Source organism: Amycolatopsis sp. NPDC059657 (assembly GCF_042734395.1).
In the GTDB taxonomy this organism is placed as follows: domain Bacteria; phylum Actinomycetota; class Actinomycetes; order Mycobacteriales; family Pseudonocardiaceae; genus Amycolatopsis.
The window spans coordinates 17,368-34,366 of sequence record NZ_JBHWEB010000023.1; the positions used below are offsets into that span (position 1 = coordinate 17,368).

General features: G+C 69.3%; 9 protein-coding genes. All 9 read right to left on the reverse strand.

Going from position 1 to position 16,999, the window contains the following annotated elements; genetic code table 11:
• Positions 1–72 precede the first annotated feature (72 nt).
• Complete coding sequence (locus tag ACFV15_RS15215; protein WP_378351048.1) at positions 73–2,106, reverse strand: AbfB domain-containing protein; 2,034 nt, start codon at positions 2,104–2,106, stop codon at positions 73–75.
• 213 nt (positions 2,107–2,319) lie between these two features.
• The gene (locus ACFV15_RS15220; protein ID WP_378351049.1) at positions 2,320–4,365 is read right to left on the reverse strand and encodes an AbfB domain-containing protein; all 2,046 of its coding nucleotides are present in this window, start codon (positions 4,363–4,365) and stop codon (positions 2,320–2,322) included.
• A gap of 81 nt (positions 4,366–4,446) precedes the next feature.
• Positions 4,447–4,947 carry a hypothetical protein gene (locus tag ACFV15_RS15225; RefSeq protein ID WP_378351050.1) on the reverse strand — a complete coding sequence of 167 codons (501 nt, stop codon included), beginning with the start codon at positions 4,945–4,947 and terminating at the stop codon, positions 4,447–4,449.
• Positions 4,948–8,664, reverse strand: coding sequence for an ALF repeat-containing protein (locus ACFV15_RS15230; RefSeq protein ID WP_378351051.1), 3,717 nt, complete (start codon positions 8,662–8,664; stop codon positions 4,948–4,950).
• A complete protein-coding gene (locus ACFV15_RS15235) occupies positions 8,661–9,719 on the reverse strand; it encodes a hypothetical protein (protein ID WP_378351052.1) in 1,059 nt (352 codons plus the stop codon). The genes ACFV15_RS15230 and ACFV15_RS15235 overlap by 4 nt, the downstream gene beginning before the upstream one ends.
• Positions 9,720–9,776: 57 nt before the next feature.
• Positions 9,777–10,034, reverse strand: a complete 258-nt coding sequence (locus tag ACFV15_RS15240) for a hypothetical protein (protein ID WP_378351053.1) — start codon at positions 10,032–10,034, stop codon at positions 9,777–9,779.
• 69 nt (positions 10,035–10,103) lie between these two features.
• On the reverse strand, positions 10,104–13,502 hold the full coding sequence (locus tag ACFV15_RS15245) for a hypothetical protein (RefSeq protein WP_378351054.1): 3,399 nt from the start codon (positions 13,500–13,502) through the stop codon (positions 10,104–10,106).
• A 106-nt stretch (positions 13,503–13,608) separates the two neighbouring features.
• Complete coding sequence (locus tag ACFV15_RS15250; RefSeq protein WP_378351055.1) at positions 13,609–15,765, reverse strand: AbfB domain-containing protein; 2,157 nt, start codon at positions 15,763–15,765, stop codon at positions 13,609–13,611.
• Between the two features lie 155 nt (positions 15,766–15,920).
• Positions 15,921–16,934, reverse strand: a complete 1,014-nt coding sequence (locus ACFV15_RS15255) for a hypothetical protein (protein WP_378351056.1) — start codon at positions 16,932–16,934, stop codon at positions 15,921–15,923.
• Positions 16,935–16,999 lie beyond the last annotated feature (65 nt).

A 16,999-nucleotide genomic window follows, 5' to 3' on the forward strand; every position in this document is an offset into this window, starting at 1 on the left:
AGCAACAAAGGGGGTGGTGGCGGCCCCCCCCGACACCCCCCCCCCCCCCCCCCCACGACTCGTTTTATGTGGTTACGCCGTCGAGCACGCGGAGCGTGAGTCGACGACCTTGCCCGTGGTCGAGTTCCAGCTGATCGAGCCGTGCTGGAAGTTGGAGCAGGTGCCGCCCGGCACGGTGATCGGGTCGGACACCGGGTAACCCAGGTACGAACGCTCCCAGTCCAGCGCGCGCCAGCGGTCCTTGACCCCGCCGTAAACGAGGTGCGCCCCGGTGCCCGCGGTCCAGTAGATCGAGCCGCCGCCCGCGAAGTGGTTGTAGCGGCCGATGCCGTCAGGAGTGCCGGTCTCGTCGGTGGTCGGCGCGCCGTAGATGCCGCTGGTGATGACGCCGGTCTCCTTGTACTTCGCGAGGATGTTGCCCCGCATCTCCTTGACGCCGGTCGCCTGCGACCAGGTCAGCCTGCCCTTCTGGAAGTCGCGGTAGCGCAGCGAGCCCTGGATCTTCTCGACGTCGGCCGCGTCGCCGAGCAGCGCGCGGACCGCGTCGTCGTTGAGCCAGCGGCGATCGATAGCGGTGGTCGCCGGAGTAGCCGGGAACACCCGCCAGAAGGCCTCGACGTCGAAGTTCGTCGCGGCGTCGAACGGGTTCGCGCCGCTCTTGTCGGCGGCGTACACCTTTCCGCCGGAGTGACGGAGGAAGCGGCCCGGCAGGCCCTTCGACTCGAGCTTCACGCCGTGTGCCCACGGCGCGGGCCGGGTGCACCAGGTCGCGTCGGCGCGGAAGCGGTCCGAGCCGTCCGAGGCCGCGATGAGCACCTTGAAGTCGAGCTGGCGCAGGTAGACGCCCGGCTTGGTGGCGGATTCGAACGAGTGGCAGTCGAAGTCGGCGAGACCGGGCACGACCTTCCAGGTCGCGTCGAGACCGTCGCCGTTCTCCGGGTTGACCCGGCCGAAGCTGATCACGGCCTGCGCGCCGGCGTCGCCGCGGATCTGGAAACCGCGCGAGCCCTGCGAGTCAGCCCAGAGCGACTGGCGCAGCACGGCGTCGTCGTACTGGCCGACCCGCAGGAACGTGTCGATGTCGTCCGGTGTGCCACCCAGCGCGCGGTCGGCCGCGGCGACCAGGCCGGGGTGCATGCCGCTGTTGGCGGCCTTGGTCCGGATCTCCTGCAGGCGGCGCTTGTCGGCGTCCTGCTTCTTCTTCAGCGCGATCGCGATGTCACGCTTGTTGGCGTCGTAGATGCCGGTGTCGATGAACGCCTTCCAGTCCGCAGGAACGGAGCTGCGCAGCGCGCGCTCGGCGGCCACGGCGATCTCGCTGCCGGGCACCGCGCGGTTCCACATCTCACGTACGAAGTTCTCGTCGGAGAGCACCAGGATGTTCTCGGTGGCGACGATGCCGAGCACCGCCGCCGCGCGGGACTTCGCGTCACGGGCGGCCAGGCGCGCCTTCTCGGCCTCGGAGGCTTCCGTGTCGGCGTCGATCTTGTCCTGCTGGTCCTGCGCGTGCGCCGCGACGATCCCGTTGAGCAGGAACTCCTTCTGGTCGGCTTCGGTGGCACCGAACGCGACCAGCGCGGCCGCCTTCACCTTCGGCCCGGTGGCACGCTGCCACAGCGCGTAGACGAAGTCCTTGTAGCTCTGGATGAGCAGTTCCGGCTCGGCGGCGATCCCGATGGTCGCGGCCGCGTGCTGCTTGAGTTCACGAGCGGCGCGCGCGACCTCGGCGTCACGCTGCTCCTGGATGTCATCGCGGCGCTTCGCCTCGTGGATACCGGTCTTGATCCACTGCGTGCACTCGCCATCGGAGCCCGCGAACGCGAGTTCCGCCGACGCGCGCACCTCGGCGCCGGTCGCCTGCCGCCACAACGCGATGACGAAGTTACGGTCGCTCAAGATCAGCAGGTCGTCGCCGGCGACGATGCCGAGCGCCGCGGCGGCCCTGACCTTGTCCTCCATTGTGGACTCAGGCGTGGCCGCTGCCTGTGCGGCCGCCGAAGCCGCGGGACTGGCCGAAGCGGTGGAAACCGCTTGTGCAGGCGCTCCCAGGAGCCCGGCGATCAAAGCGACGGCGGTCGCCGTCACCACTACACGCGTTCTTCGCATTGTTCCTCGCAGTCGTCAAAGTCCACTCAGTGAAATGAGCAGGCATGAGCATGAAAAGTCAAATCCCCAGATGCCGGATGAGCCGGCAGATTTTTCCATGACGACCATAGCCGAGTGCTGACGGTTTCAACAATAGGTAAAAAGTATGAGGCACCAGACACGTAAGGGACGCCCGCGAAAAGCGAGCGTCCCCTTACGTGAACTGTTCTGTAGCTACGCCTTCGAGCAGGCGACCTTGACGTCGAGAACCTTGCCCGTCGTCGAGTTCCAGCTGATCGAACCGTGCTGGAAGTTGACACACCGGCCGCCTGGAACATCGATCAGGTCGGTAATCGGATAACCCAGGTAAGAGGTTTCCGATTTCAGTGCCACCCATCGGGTTTTGATCGCGCCATAGATCATGTGCGCACCGGTGGCCGAGGTCCAGTAAATGGAGCCACCGCCCGCGAAGTGGTTGTAGCGTCCGATCTTGTCGGGCGTACCCAGTTCATCGGTGGTCGGCGCGCCGTAGAAATCGTGAGCGAGCCCGTTCGCCACCTTGTACTTGGCGAGGATGTTCCCTTCCATTTCCTTGACACCGGTCGACGCCGACCAGGTCAGCCTGCCTTTCTGGTAATCGCGGTAACGAATGGCGCCTTCGATCTTCTCCTCGCCGACCGGGGCACCGACCCGGTTGCGGATCGGCAGGTCGTTCAAGTAGCGACGGTAGATCGCGGTACTGACGGGGTTCTCGGCATTGACCCACCAGAACCGGTCGACGTCGAAGTTGGCTGCCGCGTCGAACGGGTTCGCGCCCTTGTTGTTCGCCGCCCACAACTGGCCGCCGTGGTGGCGCAGGAATCGACCCGGCTGTCCCTTCGCCTCGAGTGTCACACCGCCGGCGAACGGGGCGGGCTTGGTGCACCAGGTGGCGTCGACCCGGAACTGGGAGGACTCGTCGTTGAACGCGATGTTCACCTTGAAGTTGAGCTGACGCAGGAAGAAATTCGGCTTGGTGACGGATTCGAGCGAATAGCAGCCGGTGTCCGCGAGGCCGGGGACGACCTTCCAGGTGGCGTCGGCGCCGTCACCAGGCTCGGGGTTCACGTGGCCGAACCCGATGACGGCCTGCGCGCCCGGTGTGCCTCGGATGTACGAAAGGCGTGAGCCGATGGTTTCCGCCTGGAACGACTGACGCAAGGCCGCGTCCTCGAACTGCCCGCGCCGCAGGAACCACTCGACGTCGTTGGGAGTGCCCGCCAGCGCGCGGTCGGCCAGCGCGACGAGCGCGGGATGCATACCGCTCGCCGCCGACTTGGTCCTGAGCTCTTGCAGCCGCCGCTTGTCCGCGTCCTGCTTCTTCTTCAGCGCGATCGCGATGTCACGCTTGTTCGCCTCGTGGATACCGGTGTCGATGAACGCTTTCCAGTCCGCCGGAGCAGGGCTGCGCAGCGCAGTCTCCGCCGCCGCGGCGACCTCCTCCGCGCCCTCCTTCGCCGCTGCCCGGTTCCAGATCTCCCGGATGAAATTGTCGTCAGTGAGCACCAGCAGGCTCTCAGTGGCGACAATGCCAAGAACGGCCGCCGCACGGGACTTCGCGTCTCTCGCCGCCAGCCGTGCCTTCTCCGCTTCGGAGGCTTCCGTGTCGGCGTCGATCTTGTCCTGCTGGTCCTGCGCGTGCGCCGCGACGATCCCGTTGAGCAAGAACTCCTTCTGATCGGCCTCGGACGCACCGAACGCGACCAGCGCCGCCGCCTTCACCTTCGGCCCGGTCGACCGCTCCCACAGTGCGTAGACGAAGTCCTTGTAACTCTGGATGAGCAACTCCGGCTCGGCCGAGATACCAATGGTCGCGGCCGCGTGCTGCTTGAGCTCACGAGCGGCGCGCGCGACTTCGGCGTCACGCTGCTCCTGGACATCGTCACGCAGTTTCGCCTCGTGGATCTCCGTCTTGATCCACTGCGTGCACTCGAAATCGGAGCCCGCGAACGCGAGTTCCGCCGACGCGCGCACCTCGGCACCCGTGGCCTGCCGCCACAACGCGATGACGAAGTTACGGTCACTCAAGATGAGCAGGTCGTCGCCCGCCACGATGCCGAGCGCCGCGGCCGCACGGACCTTGTCCTCCATTGTGGACTCCGGCGCCGCGGCTGCCTGCGCGGCGGAGGCCGAAGCCGCCGGTCTGGATGCTGCGGCGGGCGCCGCCTGCGCCGGCACGCCGAGCAACCCGGCGGCCAACGCGACGGCGGTCACCGTCACCACGATACCGTTCTTTTTCATTACCCCTCACAAGCCTTCATAATGAAGTTAACCGGAATAAATACCCACATAGCAGGAAGACTCATCCGGTATCGGATTTTCCTAACTCCCGAGCCAGGAAAGATGAATTGACCAGACATCGCCGACCGATGTGCCCCCATCACCTGGATCATCCACTTGGGACACTACGTGCACCCTGACGTTGGAAGAGGTTGACAAGAACTGATCATGGTAGGTGCTACCTCCGTCATTGGCGCTTTCGAGACGACCGCCCATACGCGCTACCGCGGCATCAAGTCCGGCGAACCCGACCGGACTCCCGAATTCGCCGAATTCGGCCAGTAGCGGGGCCGGGACGACGGCTTCCCCGCCCCGGCCCAGCCGATGCACCTGTATGCCGGCACCGAAGCACTGCCAGATTCCCCGCACACGCTGGAACGAGACCTCTACCAACCCGAAATCACGGCGCATACGTCCCTTTCGGACGTCATCGACGTAACCCGCGCCAAGCCGGTCCTCCCATTCCTCGGGCAGGGACCCCTGCCCGAGGCCCAGCACCTTGCCGTCGATGACGGCACGTGCGTAGAAATCCAGGTCGGTCACCTACATCTTCTCCAATGCCTTGATCAGGAACATCATTTCCGCCGCACGATTGGCATCCATCCCCCACTCGCCGGCGTTCATCTTCTCCATGGCGGACTTGGTCTTGGCGATCAAGTCGGCACGCAGCTTGGGATTGTTCTTGATCGCGGCCACGACGGCGGCGATCTCCTTGTCCGTGGCCAGGCCTGCCTGCACCGGAATACTGCCGCCACCGATGCTGCCCGTGTTGTCGGGGAAGATCCGTACTTCCCGGCCGTTCTCCAGGTTGATGTGCGCGCCCTTGGTGCCCCAATCCTGGTCGACAGGTGACACATGTTTGATCCGGCAAGCGGCTGCGGCCTGTGCGGCCACCCCTCTCGCCGCCGCGGTCGGCACGCAGGCGTTCTTGAAGATACCGGCGAGATCGCGCGCCTTGTCGAGGAATTTGCTGCCCGCGGTCGACGCTTCGAGGAACTTCGTCAGCCCGCCGACCACCTTCGCGACCGCCGCACTGACCTTGGGCAGCTTGGCGACCAGGAGGAACAGGGAGCCGACGTTGATCACGGTCCACAGACAGGCCGCGACATCGCCCTCACCGAAACACTTCTTGGCGTCGGTGACCCCGAGCACGTCGAGCAGCACCTCACCACCGACCTCGATGATGTAGTCGATGACGCTCTTCTTCGCGTCCGCGTAGGACTTCCGATACTCGTCGAGAAGCTCCTGGCCGCCCCATTCCAAGATCGCCTGTTCTTCTTCAGGGCTGAGGCCCGGGCCCGCATCACCCGCGCCTGCCTGCTGACGTCGCCTTTCCTCGTCTGCCTTGCGCGCCGCTTCTTCCGCTCGATCCGCTGCCTTGCTCGCGTCGATCGCGCTGTTCATCGCGTTCTTCGCGGCCTCGGCGGCGGCTTCGGCGTGATGCTGCGCACTGGTCGCGGCCGCGTCGGCCGCGACAGCGTCAGCTTCCGCACGATCAGCCGCGCCACGGGCCGCGGCCGCGTCCGCTTCGGCGCGGCTGGCCGCGGATCGAGCGGCCGCCGCGTCCTGCTCGGCAGCCGAAGCCGCACGCCCGGCGATGGCCGCGTCGTTGTTCGCCGCGTTGGCCGCCTTGCGAGCGAGTATCGCGTCCTGGCGAGCCTGGGCATCCGCCTGATTCGCTCGTGCCGCCGCCGATCGGGCCGCGGCACCGTCGGCCGCCGCTTCAGCCGCCGCCTTCTGTGCCTCGGCAGCGGACTTGGCGGCATCCGCCGACGAGCGAGCAGCCGCTGCCGCCGCGTCGTAAGCGGGCTTGACCTCGGCGGCAGCACGCGCGGCCGCTTCACCGGCCAGGCGGGCGGCTTCGACGGCCTCTGCGGCCCGCTGCTGAGCCGCCGCGGCCTGCTCGGCACCAACCGCACGAGCCTGGTTCGCCACCAGTATCACGAAGTCGGCGTCGATGTCCGCGCCACTGAACGGCGCGACCACCGAGACCGCGGTGTTGGCCGGATCTGTGATCGCCTTCGACGACATCCGCGCGGCCGAAGCCGCTTGAACAGCCAGGCTCGCTTGTGTCGCAGCGGAAACAGCCTCTGCCGATGCCGCGTCCGACTCGGCCTTCGTGCGTTCGGCCGACTGCAGAGCCTGCACAGCCTCGGACGCCGCACGTTCGGCGAGCGAAACCGCGTTGCGAGCCGCTTCGGCCGCCTGGGCCTCGCTGAACGTCGCGTCCGCGGCGGCCGCGTTCGACCGTTCCGCCGCCGCGTGCGTCGCCGCGGCTTCGGCTTCGGCCTTGTTCGCGGCCGCGTTGGCCCTGGCGGCTGCCGCCTGTGCCTGGTTCGCCGCCGCACGAGCGCGTGCTGCTGCCCGAGTCGCCTCGGTCGCCGCGGCACGCGCTCCGGCTGCGGCGCCGGTCGCGTTGTTGGCCGCGCCGCGCGCCGCACCAGCCGCCCCCTTCGCGGTGTTGGCATCAATGCGAGCCTGTACCGCCGCGTCGCGGGCAGCGCCTTCATACTCGGTGCCCCGGCCCGCGGCGGCTGCGGCGTCCAGCGCCGCGGCACGCGCTTCGGCCGCTCGCTGGTCACGCTCGGCTTGATAAGCGCGGTCACGTGCCTGGGCCGCGTTGCGTTCTTCGTTGCGGGCGCCGGTTTCGGCGCCGGCCGCGATGCCGTCCTGTGCCTCCGCGCTTTGGCGGGCGCGGGCCGCGATGCCTGCCTGGAACTCCGCTTCGCCGCGGGCCGCTCGCGCTACCGCGGCCTGCTGCTCCGCTCGGCCGCGCGCCGCTGCCGCGTTCGCGCGCTCTCGCTCCGCGACCGCTCGCGCCGCCGCCGCGTTCGCGGCTTCGCGCTCCGCGGTGATGCGTGCGTTCCGCGTCCGCTCCGCTGCCGCCCACGCTTGCGCTTCGGCGGCTTCCGCCGCCTGACGCGCCGCTTTCGTCCTGACCGCCGCGTCCTTCGCCGCGTCGGCCTGAACCTTCGCCGCCTCCGCGAGCTGCGCCGCCGCGCGGGCGTGCTCCTCCGCGTGCAGACGCCACTTGTGCGCCTCGGCCGCGTGCCGTTCGGCTTCCTCCTGGGCGTTGCGTGCCTGGTCGGTGAACGCCGTCGCGTCGATCGCGTTGGACGCCGTCTCCGAAGCGGACACCGCGGCCTGGGCGGCGTTGGCCATGCCGTACGCCATCTGTGCCCACTGCGTGCCGTACGGCAGCCCGGTCTCGACCAGCACGTTCGCCTGGACCTGTGCCTGCGCCGATGCCTGCTGGGCGTCCGTGGCGGCCTGGCGCGCGTAACCCAGCTGCCTGGCCACTTCGGCCTTCACGCCGTTGAACGCGTCGGCCGGGTGCTGGCCACCCGCCTTGTTCGCCGCCAGGATCTGCGCGGCCTTGCGAGCCTCATTCCCGGCCAGCACCAAGGCGTTCGACGAACGCTGCAACGCGCGGACGCCGTTTCCGTGCGCTATCAGCAAAAGCCTGCGCGCCTCGTTGGCGCGGGCCGACCGCTTCGCGAGGTCGGATACCGCCTCCGCGGCCTTCTGGCGCTCCTCTTCGTCCTTGAGGAACTGCTCGCGCGCGTCGGCGTCCTTCTTCGCCGCGACGAGGTAGCCGCTGGCCAGGAACTGCTCGATCGCCTGGTCGCCAGCGTTCAGCGCGAGCTGTGCCGCCTTCTTGACCTCCGGGCCCGCGACACCGACGAGCAGCTGGACCCTGGCGCGGTTCTGGTCGGCACGATCACGCGCGGACTGACTGGTCGCGGCGTCACGCTGTTCCGCGACTCCCTTGCCGTAGGCCAAGAACGCGGCCCGGTCGCTGTCGGTGCCCGCGAGCACCCTGTCGACCTCGGCACGCAGGTACGGTCCGCCGGTGCCACGCATCGGCTCGATCGCCGCACGGTCCTGGCGTGCCTGCTCGGCCTTGCGTGCGGCGGCTTTCGCCTTCGCCTCGTTCAGGCCGGTGTCGAGGAACGCCATGATGTCGGCTTGGCCGCCTGCCAGCGCGGCCTTCGCCGCGTCGCGGACCTCGACGTCCTCGGCCAGCTCGGCGTTGTCCGCCACCAGCTGCCGGAGCCTCGGGTCGCCGACGTTCGGCACACCGGCTTTGCCGTCCCACTCCTTGTACGGGTCGGGCGGCATCGGCCGTGGCGTCGTCGGCTCGGCGTCCGCCACCATCGCGGCGCGGACCGGCACCGGCACAGCCTCGGCCGGCTGGATCAGCCCCGCGAAGACCGTGAAGGTCAGCGAAGCGAGTAAGGCTCTTCGAACGATGCTCATCGCGCGACCCTCTGCTCTCCGTCGAGTGCCTGCTGCAACATGGCGTTCCAGTACTTGGCCTGGTCGGCGGCGAAGGCGCGCTCGCCGTCCCACTCGGCCTGGTTGGCCGTGGCCGGGTCGACCATGGCCGCCCAGTTCGGGCCGGTGGCCGCGCGGGCGGCTTCGGCGATGGCGGCCCAGGTGGACGCCTGGCGCGCGGTGAAGTCCTGCGCGTCGCTCCAGGAGGACCGGCCGGGCTCGGTCTGCTTGCCGACGGACTGCCACGCACGCACGGCGGCCGCCTTGGCCTGCTCCTTCGCTTCCTCCGAGGCGTCTTGCGCGGCCTTCTCGGCAGCCTGTGCCTCGACGATCAGCCTGGTGAGCGTGGCGCGCCAGCGCATGTCGTTGTCGGCCGCGGCCTGGCGGAAGGTCTCCAGGTCGAGCCGGGCGCCGAAGGCCCAGCCCGAGGCGTAGAAGTCGACGATGTCGGCGTCGGTCGCGCCGGCTCGCACCGCGTAGGACGCGCTGACCCGCACCTGTGCGCCCGGGTCGTTCACCGCGAGCTGGCGGACGAACGCGCGGTCGGCCTCGACCAGCGCCTGCGCCTGCTGCCCTTGGGTGACGCGGAAAGCGCTATCACGCTGGCGCGCCGCGGCGAAACCGCCGTTGGCGAAGCGGTCGCGGTCGGCGTCGTCACGGCTGTTGACCGCGTACTGCGCCGCCGCGTGCACCTCCGGCGAAAACTCGGCCGTGAAGGTGGCCAGCACGCGCTTCGCGAAGTCCGCGTTGCGCGCCTTGCGCTGGGCAGCCAGATTGACGGCGTAGTCGAAACCGGTGTCCAGGAACTGCGCGATGGCCGCGTCGGGCGCGCTGGACAGCAAGGCCTGCCACGCTCCGATCCGGACGGTCGAGCGCGGATCCCGCCTGGCGAGATACTGGACGAAAATCTTGTCGGCTGAATCTTCGGAAACGCTGACGCCGGTCGCGGCGAGCACCGACGGCGGAGCGGCGACGACGCCGATCCCGGTGCACACCAGCGAAAGGCAGACAGCACTGAGCACAATGCGCGTGCGCATCACAGATCTCCTGCTTCCCCAGCGAGGTCCCACCCAGAAACCTCGGACGACTTGAAGTCAGTGGCGTACGGCGCGGGCGCGGCCGAGCACGCCGATGACCACGCCGGTCACGACGGCCAGCAGCGTGCCCACGACGAGCGCGGGCCAGCGGCCGTACTGCCAGGCGATCCCCAGATACGCCACGGCGAAGACCCCCAGGCCGGCGAACGGAACGACGTGCCGCACCGGCGACTTGCCGAACCGTTCGACCGCGTACACGAGCAGCATGTACGCGACGGCCCAGCTCAACGCGCTGAATACGTCGACCCAGAGCACAGCGAGGATCCCCCTTACCCGGAAAATCCGGTGTGGTCGCAGTCTAGCGCGACCACACCGGATTTTGAATCAGCGATGTGTGTGAATGTTCTCGCCGAGCGCGATGCTGAAATCGTGCCACTTGGAATCGGCGGCGTACTCGTTCAGCCAGTCAGGGGCTGTCGGGTCATTCACCTTACCGGTGACCTGCACCACGAGCATTCCCTGGCTGTTCTGGAAGAACCGGAATTCCACCACCGAGCCCGCGCCGTCGAAATGGCCGTCCTGCGCGATGAAGTAGAAGCCCTGCCATTTCCCGTTGACCAGTGGCAGGTCATAGGCCCTGACCGGCGCGTCCTGGCAGACGAAGCCGAGGATCGGCAGGCAGGCCGACAGCGGGATCTGCTCGCCGGGCGCCGGGTAGTGGGCCGGCGCGCCGTCGATCGGGAAACTGCAGTTGAAGCAGCGCATGAGTTCGCGCCGGACATCCTCCGCCGTCGTGTAGTACAGCGGCTGGTTGTCCTTCGTCTCGACCAGATGGCCGACCGTGTAGAGCTCCCGGATATTGCTTCCCGGTTGCCCGGCCTTACGCCGTTGTTCTTCCGCTGCTTCGATTTCCGCACGAGCGCGCGCCTCGGCGTCATCCGCCTGCTTCTGCGCGTCCCGCGCCGAAGCGAGAGCGTTCTTCGCCGCCTCCGCCGCGCCGTCGGCGTGCTTCTGCGCGCTGTCCGCGGCGGCGGTGGCCGCCGCCGCTTCGGATTCCGCACGGCTGGCCGCGCTCTGAGCCGCCGCGGCGTCGGCCGCGGCCGCGTTGGCCGCTGACCGGGCGATGGACGCCTCCCTGGTGGCGGCCGCGGCGTTGCGACCCGCGATGGCCGCGTCGTTGTTCGCCGCGTTGGCCGCGCGGCGAGCCAGGATGGCGTCCTGGCGTGCCTGCGCGTCGGCCTGGTTCGCCCGTGAGGAAGCGGCCCTGGCCGCGGCACCGTCCACCGCGGCTTCGGCTGCCGACTGCTGGGCTTCCGCCGCCGACCTGGCCGCGTCGGCCGAGGACTTGGCGGCAGCTGCCGCCGCCTCGAAAGCGGGCTTGACCTCGGCGGCGGCACGAGCCGCCGCGTCGGCGGCCGCCTTCGCCGCGACCAGTGCCTCGTCGGCACGCTGCCTGGCGGCCGCGGCCTGCTCGGCACCGACGGCGGTGGCCTGGTTGGCCACCCGCGTCACGAAGTCGGCGCCGATGTCGTCGTTCGTGTACGGCGCGACGATGACGATCGCGGTGTTCGCTGGATCGGTGATCGCCTGCGAGGACGCCTTCGCCGCCGAAGCCGCCTGAACGGCCAGACTCGCCTGTGTGGCAGCGGAAACAGCCTCTGTCGACGCCGCATCGGCTTCGGCCTTGGTCCGCTCAGCCGCCTGAAGCGATTGCAGCGCTTCGGAAGCGGCCTGCTCGGCCAGTGCGGTCGCCGAACGAGCCGCTTCGGCGGCCTGGGTCTCGTTCAAGGTCGCGTCGGCCGCGGCGGCCTCCGCTTCCATGGCCGCGCGGTGCGTCGCCGCGGCTTCCGCCTCGGCCACCCGTGCGGCCTGGTTTGCCCTCGCTGCCGCTGCTGCCGCCGCCGCGGCCGCCGCCTGGGCACGGGCCGCTGCCCGGCCCGCCTCGGTGGCCGCCGAACGCGCACCCGCCGCCGCACCGCTGGCGACGTTCGCCGCGTTGCGAGCCGCACCGGCCGCGGTGTTGGACGCGCCCGCGTCCGACCGGGCACGGTTCGCCGCGTCCTGCGCCGCACGCTCGTTCGCGGTGCCACGTGCCGACGCCGCGAGCGATTCCAGCGACCTGGCCCTGGCTTCCTTCGCGTTGTTCTGGTGGTTCGCCACCGCGGCCGCGTTGCGCGCGTTGGCCGCGTTCTGCTCCTCACGGATGGCGTTGGCCTCGGCCTGCGCCGAGATCCCGTTCTGCTGATCGGCGCTCTGCCTGGCCGCCGCCGCGATCGAAGCCTGGTAATCGGCCTGGCCACGCGCGGCATGCGCGATGGCCGCCTGCTGCTGCGCCCGTGCGCGAGCCGCCGCCGCGACCGCGCGCTGCTGCTCCGCGATACGGCGGGCAGCCGCGGCCTTCGCCGCTTCGTTCTCGGCGACGATCCGCGCGTTGCGGGTGCGTTCCGCTGCCGCCCAGGCACGCGCTTCCGCGGCTTCGGCCGCCTGGCGTGCGGCCTTGGTACGAGCAGCCGCGTCCTTCGCCGCGTCGGCCTGAACCCTTGCGGCGTCGGCGATCTTGGCCGCCGCGCGGGCGTGCTCCTGCGCGTGCTCACGCCACTTCACCGCCTCGGCCGCGTGCCGCTCGGCCTCTTCCTGCGCGTTGCGCGCGGCGTCGGTGAACGCCGTCGCGTCGATGGCGTGCGACGCCGTCTCGGCCGCGAGCTGCGCGGCGCGACCGGCTTCGGCCATGCCCTGCGCCATGGTCGCCCACTGCACGCCATAGGTCAGCCCGGTGTCGACGAGGACGTCGGCCTGCACCTTCGCCTGCGCGGAAGCCTGCTGCGCGTCGGCCGCGGCCTGCTGTGCGTAGCCCAGCTGCCTGGCGACCTCGGCCTTGACGCCGTTGAACGCGTCGGCCGGGTGCTGCCCGCCCGCCTTGTTCGCCACGAGGATCTGCGCGGCCTTGCGTGCCTCGTTCCCGGCCAGCACCAAGGCGTTCGACGAACGCTGCAGCGCGCGGATACCGTTGCCGTGCAGGATCATCAGCTGGCGCCGGGCTTCGGCGGCCCGCGCGGCCTTCTTGGCCAGCTCGGACAGCTGCTCGGCCGCCTTCTGCCGCTCCTCTTCGTCCCTGAGGAACTGCTCACGCGCGTCGGCGTCCTTCTTCGCCGCGACGAGGTACCCGTTCGCGAGGAAGTCCGAGATCGCACCGTCGCCCGCGGCGAGCGCGGCCTGCGCCGCCTTCTTCACCTCGGTGCCCGCGACACCGACGAGCATTTCGACACGCGCGCGGTTCTGTGCGGCGAGCTCGGCGAGCCCCTGTGTCACCTGCGCGTCACGCTGCTCGGCGATCTGCTTGCCGTACAACAGGAACTGCGCGCGGTCGGTGTCGGTACCGGCGAGCACTCTGTCCACTTCGGACCGAAGATAGGTACCGCCGGTGCCACGCAGCTGCTCGATCTTGGCCCGGTCCTGGCGTGCCTGCTCGGCCTTGCGGGCGGCCGCCTTCTGCTTGGCGATGTCCAAGCCGGTGTCGAGGAAGTCCATGATGGCCTGACGGCCACCCGCCAGCGCGGCCGTGGCCGCCTGCCGGACCTCGATGTCTTCGGCCAGCTCCGCGTTGTCCGCGACGATCTGGCGGAACCTCGGGTCGCCGAGGTCGGGCAAACCCGTTGTGCCGTCCCAAATCGGGGTCGGCTGCGGGCCGGGATCATCGGCAGGCGCCGCGGCGAGCGCGGGAACCGCCGCCGCGGCGGCGGGCTGCACGATCCCGCCTAGTAGTGCGAAGGCCAGTGAGGCCACCACAATTCTTCGTAACGGTCTGAAGCTCATTACGCCCCCAGGCGTGGAAAAGGGGACCCGGTACCCGGTTCACCGAGCGCCGGGTCCCCTCGTTCAATGGGTGAGGTTAGACGCGGTAGTCCCACGTACGGCCGCCGTTTGACGGGTCGTGGTCGATATTGCCGAACTGGAAGGTGCTGCGGCGCAGGTTGCCCGCAGGCGACTCGTCCGTGGTCGGGAACCCGAGGTACGAGTTCTCCCAGCCGAGCTTCTGCCAGTGGTCACGGATCGCGCCGTAGACCATGTGCGCGCCGGTGGACTGGCTCCAGTAGATCGAGAGGCCGTTCTCGAAGTGCTGGAACGCACCCGGCTTGCTCGGCGTGCTCCACGAGTCGTCGATCGGCAGCCTGGCCTTGTAGCCGAGCGAAGCCTTGTACTTCTCGAGGATCGGGCCCCAGATGTACTTCGCGCCCGTCGCCTGGCTCCAGTAGGTGGTCGCGTTGGCGAACTCACGGAAGCGGACCGGGCCGTCGACCACTTCGGCCGCCTTCGGGTTGCCGACGAAGCCGCGGAACGCGTCGTCGTTGTACCAGCGCAGCATGATCGGCGTGGTGATGTTCGGGTCGGGATCGACCACGTTCCAGGTGGCGTCCGCCTTGTAGACGTCGAGGTTGCCGTCCCACCAGTTCGCGCCGCTGTCGTTCGCGGCCCAGAGCGAGCCGTTGATGTGGCGCAGGAACCGGCCCGGCAGCGCCTTCGACTCCAGCGAGACACCGGAACCGGTCAGGCCCGCCTTCGGGCACCAGGTGGCGTCCTTCTTGAACTGGTCGCTGCCATCGCTGGCGTGCAGCTTGACACGCATGTCCTGCTGGCGCAGGTAGCTGCCCACGTGACCGGAGGACTCGAACGAGAAGCAGGCCGGGTCGGCGAGGCCGGAGACGACCTTCCAGGTCGCGGCGCCGAGCTTGCCCTCACCGGCGGTCGCACTGGGCGTACCGGGGGTGATCCAGGCGTCGCCGCCGTCGGAGCGGACGAACCAGCCCTTGACGGTCGGGGTGGTGGTCATCAGCGCCTGCGCGAGGGTGTTGTACTGGCCCTCGGCGAGGAACTGGGTGACGTCGGCAGGGGTGCCGGCCAGCGCGGCGTTGGCGGCCGCGACCAGGCGCGGGCGCAGCCTGCTCTGCTCGGCCTTCGCCTTGATCTCGCGCACCTTCTGGCGGTCGGCCTCTTCGCGTGCGGCCTTCTCACGGGCGGCGTCACGCTTGTCGGCGTCGTAGATGCCGGTGTCGATGAACGCCTTCCAGACGGCAGGGTCGGTGCTGCGCAGCGCGGCGTTGGCGGCGTTGGTGATCTCGATGTGGCGCGGCTGCGCCAGCTCCGGCAGCGTCAGCAGCTGGCGGATGAAGTTGTCGTCGGAGAGATCGCTCCACGCGTCCGGCGCGGTCACCGCGAGCACCGCGACGGCGTTCTTCTTCGCCAGCTTCGCGGCCAGGATGCGGGCCTTCTCGGCGTCCTCCTGCTTCGCCTTCTCGATGGCGTCGCGCTGGTCTTCGAGGTGGAGGCTGTAAATGGTGGTGGTGATGAACGTCTTCCACGCGGTGGCGTCGCCGCCCCACGCCTCGCCGGCGCCCGCCTTGACCTTGGGGCCGGTCGAGCGGCGCCACACCTGGTAGACGAAGTTCTGGTCGGTGCCGTCGATCATCGCGGCGTCGGCCGGGATCTCGGCCCACGCGGCGGCCTTCTGGCGCGCCTCCTTCGCCTGCCGCGCCGCTTCCTGGCGGTCGGCGTAGGCGATGCGGTCACGTCCCGCGAAGTCGAAGACACCGGTGCGGATGAACGCGGTCGCGTCCGGCGCGTCGGCCTGGTTCACCACGATGCGGTAGACGCGGTAAGCCTCGGCCTTGGTGAGCGGGAACTTGTCGGCGTTGATCGTGTCGTAGACCTTGAACACGAAGTTCTTGTCGGTCAGCATCAGCCACTCGTCGGTGGCCTCACCGACCTCGATCTCACGGACCGCCCTGACCTTCTCGACATCCGACGACTCGGAGAGCGCGGTGGCCTTGGCGTCCGTCGTCTCCTGCGGGACCGCGGGCGCCAGCGACTGCGGCTTGGCAGCCAGCGAACCCGCGGCCGGCGGCGCGGGCGTCGGGGCGGGCGCCGCGGTGGCAGTGGCGGGCACCGCGTACGCGGTCACCGGCCCGAGCACCCCGGCCAGCGCGACGGCCGCGGTGGTCACCGCGACCCCGCGGGCGAACCCCTTGCGGTGGATCAGTGTTCTTCGCATATCCCCAGTTACCTCTTCTTAGGTGGAGGGCAGGAGGTCACCCAAGAACCCCCTGCCCGGCAAGAAAAAATCCCAATGCGGCATTCGTCAGATTTCGGCCCCCCAATGTGGCGTTCGTCAGGGCAAAGCTGACCAAAGCCACATTGGGATTTTTTTCAGCTCTGCTTGACGCGCTGCTCGCCGTCGCGGGCCTGCTGGAGCAGGGCGTTCCAGTAGGCGGCCTGTTGCGCGGCCGTCGACTGCTCGGCCTGCCATGCGGTCTCCGAGGCGGTGGCCGGGTCGACGATCGCGGTCCAGTTCGGCCCCTGGGCCGCCTGCGCCGCGAGCAGCACGGCGTGCCAGTTCTCGGCCTGCCTGCGTGCGAAGTCCTCCGCCTCGCCCCAGCCGGAGCGGGCGGGCGCCGTCTGCTCGCCCACCTGCGCCCATGCTCGGGCCGCCTGCGCCTTGGCCTGCTCCTTCGCTTCCGCGGACGCTTCGCGCGCGGCCTTCTCGGCGGCCTCGGCGTCGGCGATCAGGCGGGTGATGGTGTCGCGCCAGCGCATGTTGTTGTCCGCGCCACGCAGCCGGAAGACGTCCAGGTCGAGCCGGGCGCCGTTGGCCCAGCCGTACGCGAAGAACTCGACCAGGTCGTCGTCGGTCGCACCCAGGCGGGTGGCGACCTGCGCGGAGAGGCGTACCTGCTCACCAGGGTCGTTGGTGGCCAGCAGGCCGACGAACTGGCGGTCGCGGTCGACCAGCGCCTGCTTCTGCGCGCCGACGGTGTCGCGATACGCGCGGTCCCGCGACTTGGCCGCCTCGTAGCCGCTGCGCACGAATGTCTCGCGCGCCGAATCCGACCCCGTGAGCAGGCGTTGAGCCTCGTTATGCACCTCTGGCGAATATTCGGCCGTGGTGGTTTCGTAAACCCTTCGGACGAAATCGAGATTACGGGCATTGCGTTGTTGTGCCCGGCTCACCGCGAAGTCGTATCCGGTGGCCAGGAATTCGACGATGGCCGCGTCCGGGTCGGAGCTGACCAAGGCGTTCCAGGCCGAAGTCCTTACCGAACTATAGGGGTGGGCCTTGGCCAGATAGCGCACCCAGTACCAGTCATCGGAATACTCTTCAGCCGCCGTACCAGCGAAAACGGCTGTCTCGGTCGAATATGCGAGCGCCGGCGTGACAGCCACACCGGACACGATCGCGGTTACGCACGCAGCGCACAGCAAGGCGCGTCTTAACACAGGAAGCCCCC

Excerpts from the sequence above, each read along its gene's own strand:
- ACFV15_RS15215 (WP_378351048.1), bottom strand. The coding sequence starts at position 2,106 with ATGCGAAGAACGCGTGTAGTGGTGACGGCGACCGCCGTCGCTTTGATC.
- ACFV15_RS15220 (WP_378351049.1), bottom strand. The coding sequence starts at position 4,365 with ATGAAAAAGAACGGTATCGTGGTGACGGTGACCGCCGTCGCGTTGGCC.
- ACFV15_RS15230 (WP_378351051.1), bottom strand. The coding sequence starts at position 8,664 with ATGAGCATCGTTCGAAGAGCCTTACTCGCTTCGCTGACCTTCACGGTC.
- ACFV15_RS15235 (WP_378351052.1), bottom strand. The coding sequence starts at position 9,719 with ATGCGCACGCGCATTGTGCTCAGTGCTGTCTGCCTTTCGCTGGTGTGC.
- ACFV15_RS15250 (WP_378351055.1), bottom strand. The coding sequence starts at position 15,765 with ATGCGAAGAACACTGATCCACCGCAAGGGGTTCGCCCGCGGGGTCGCG.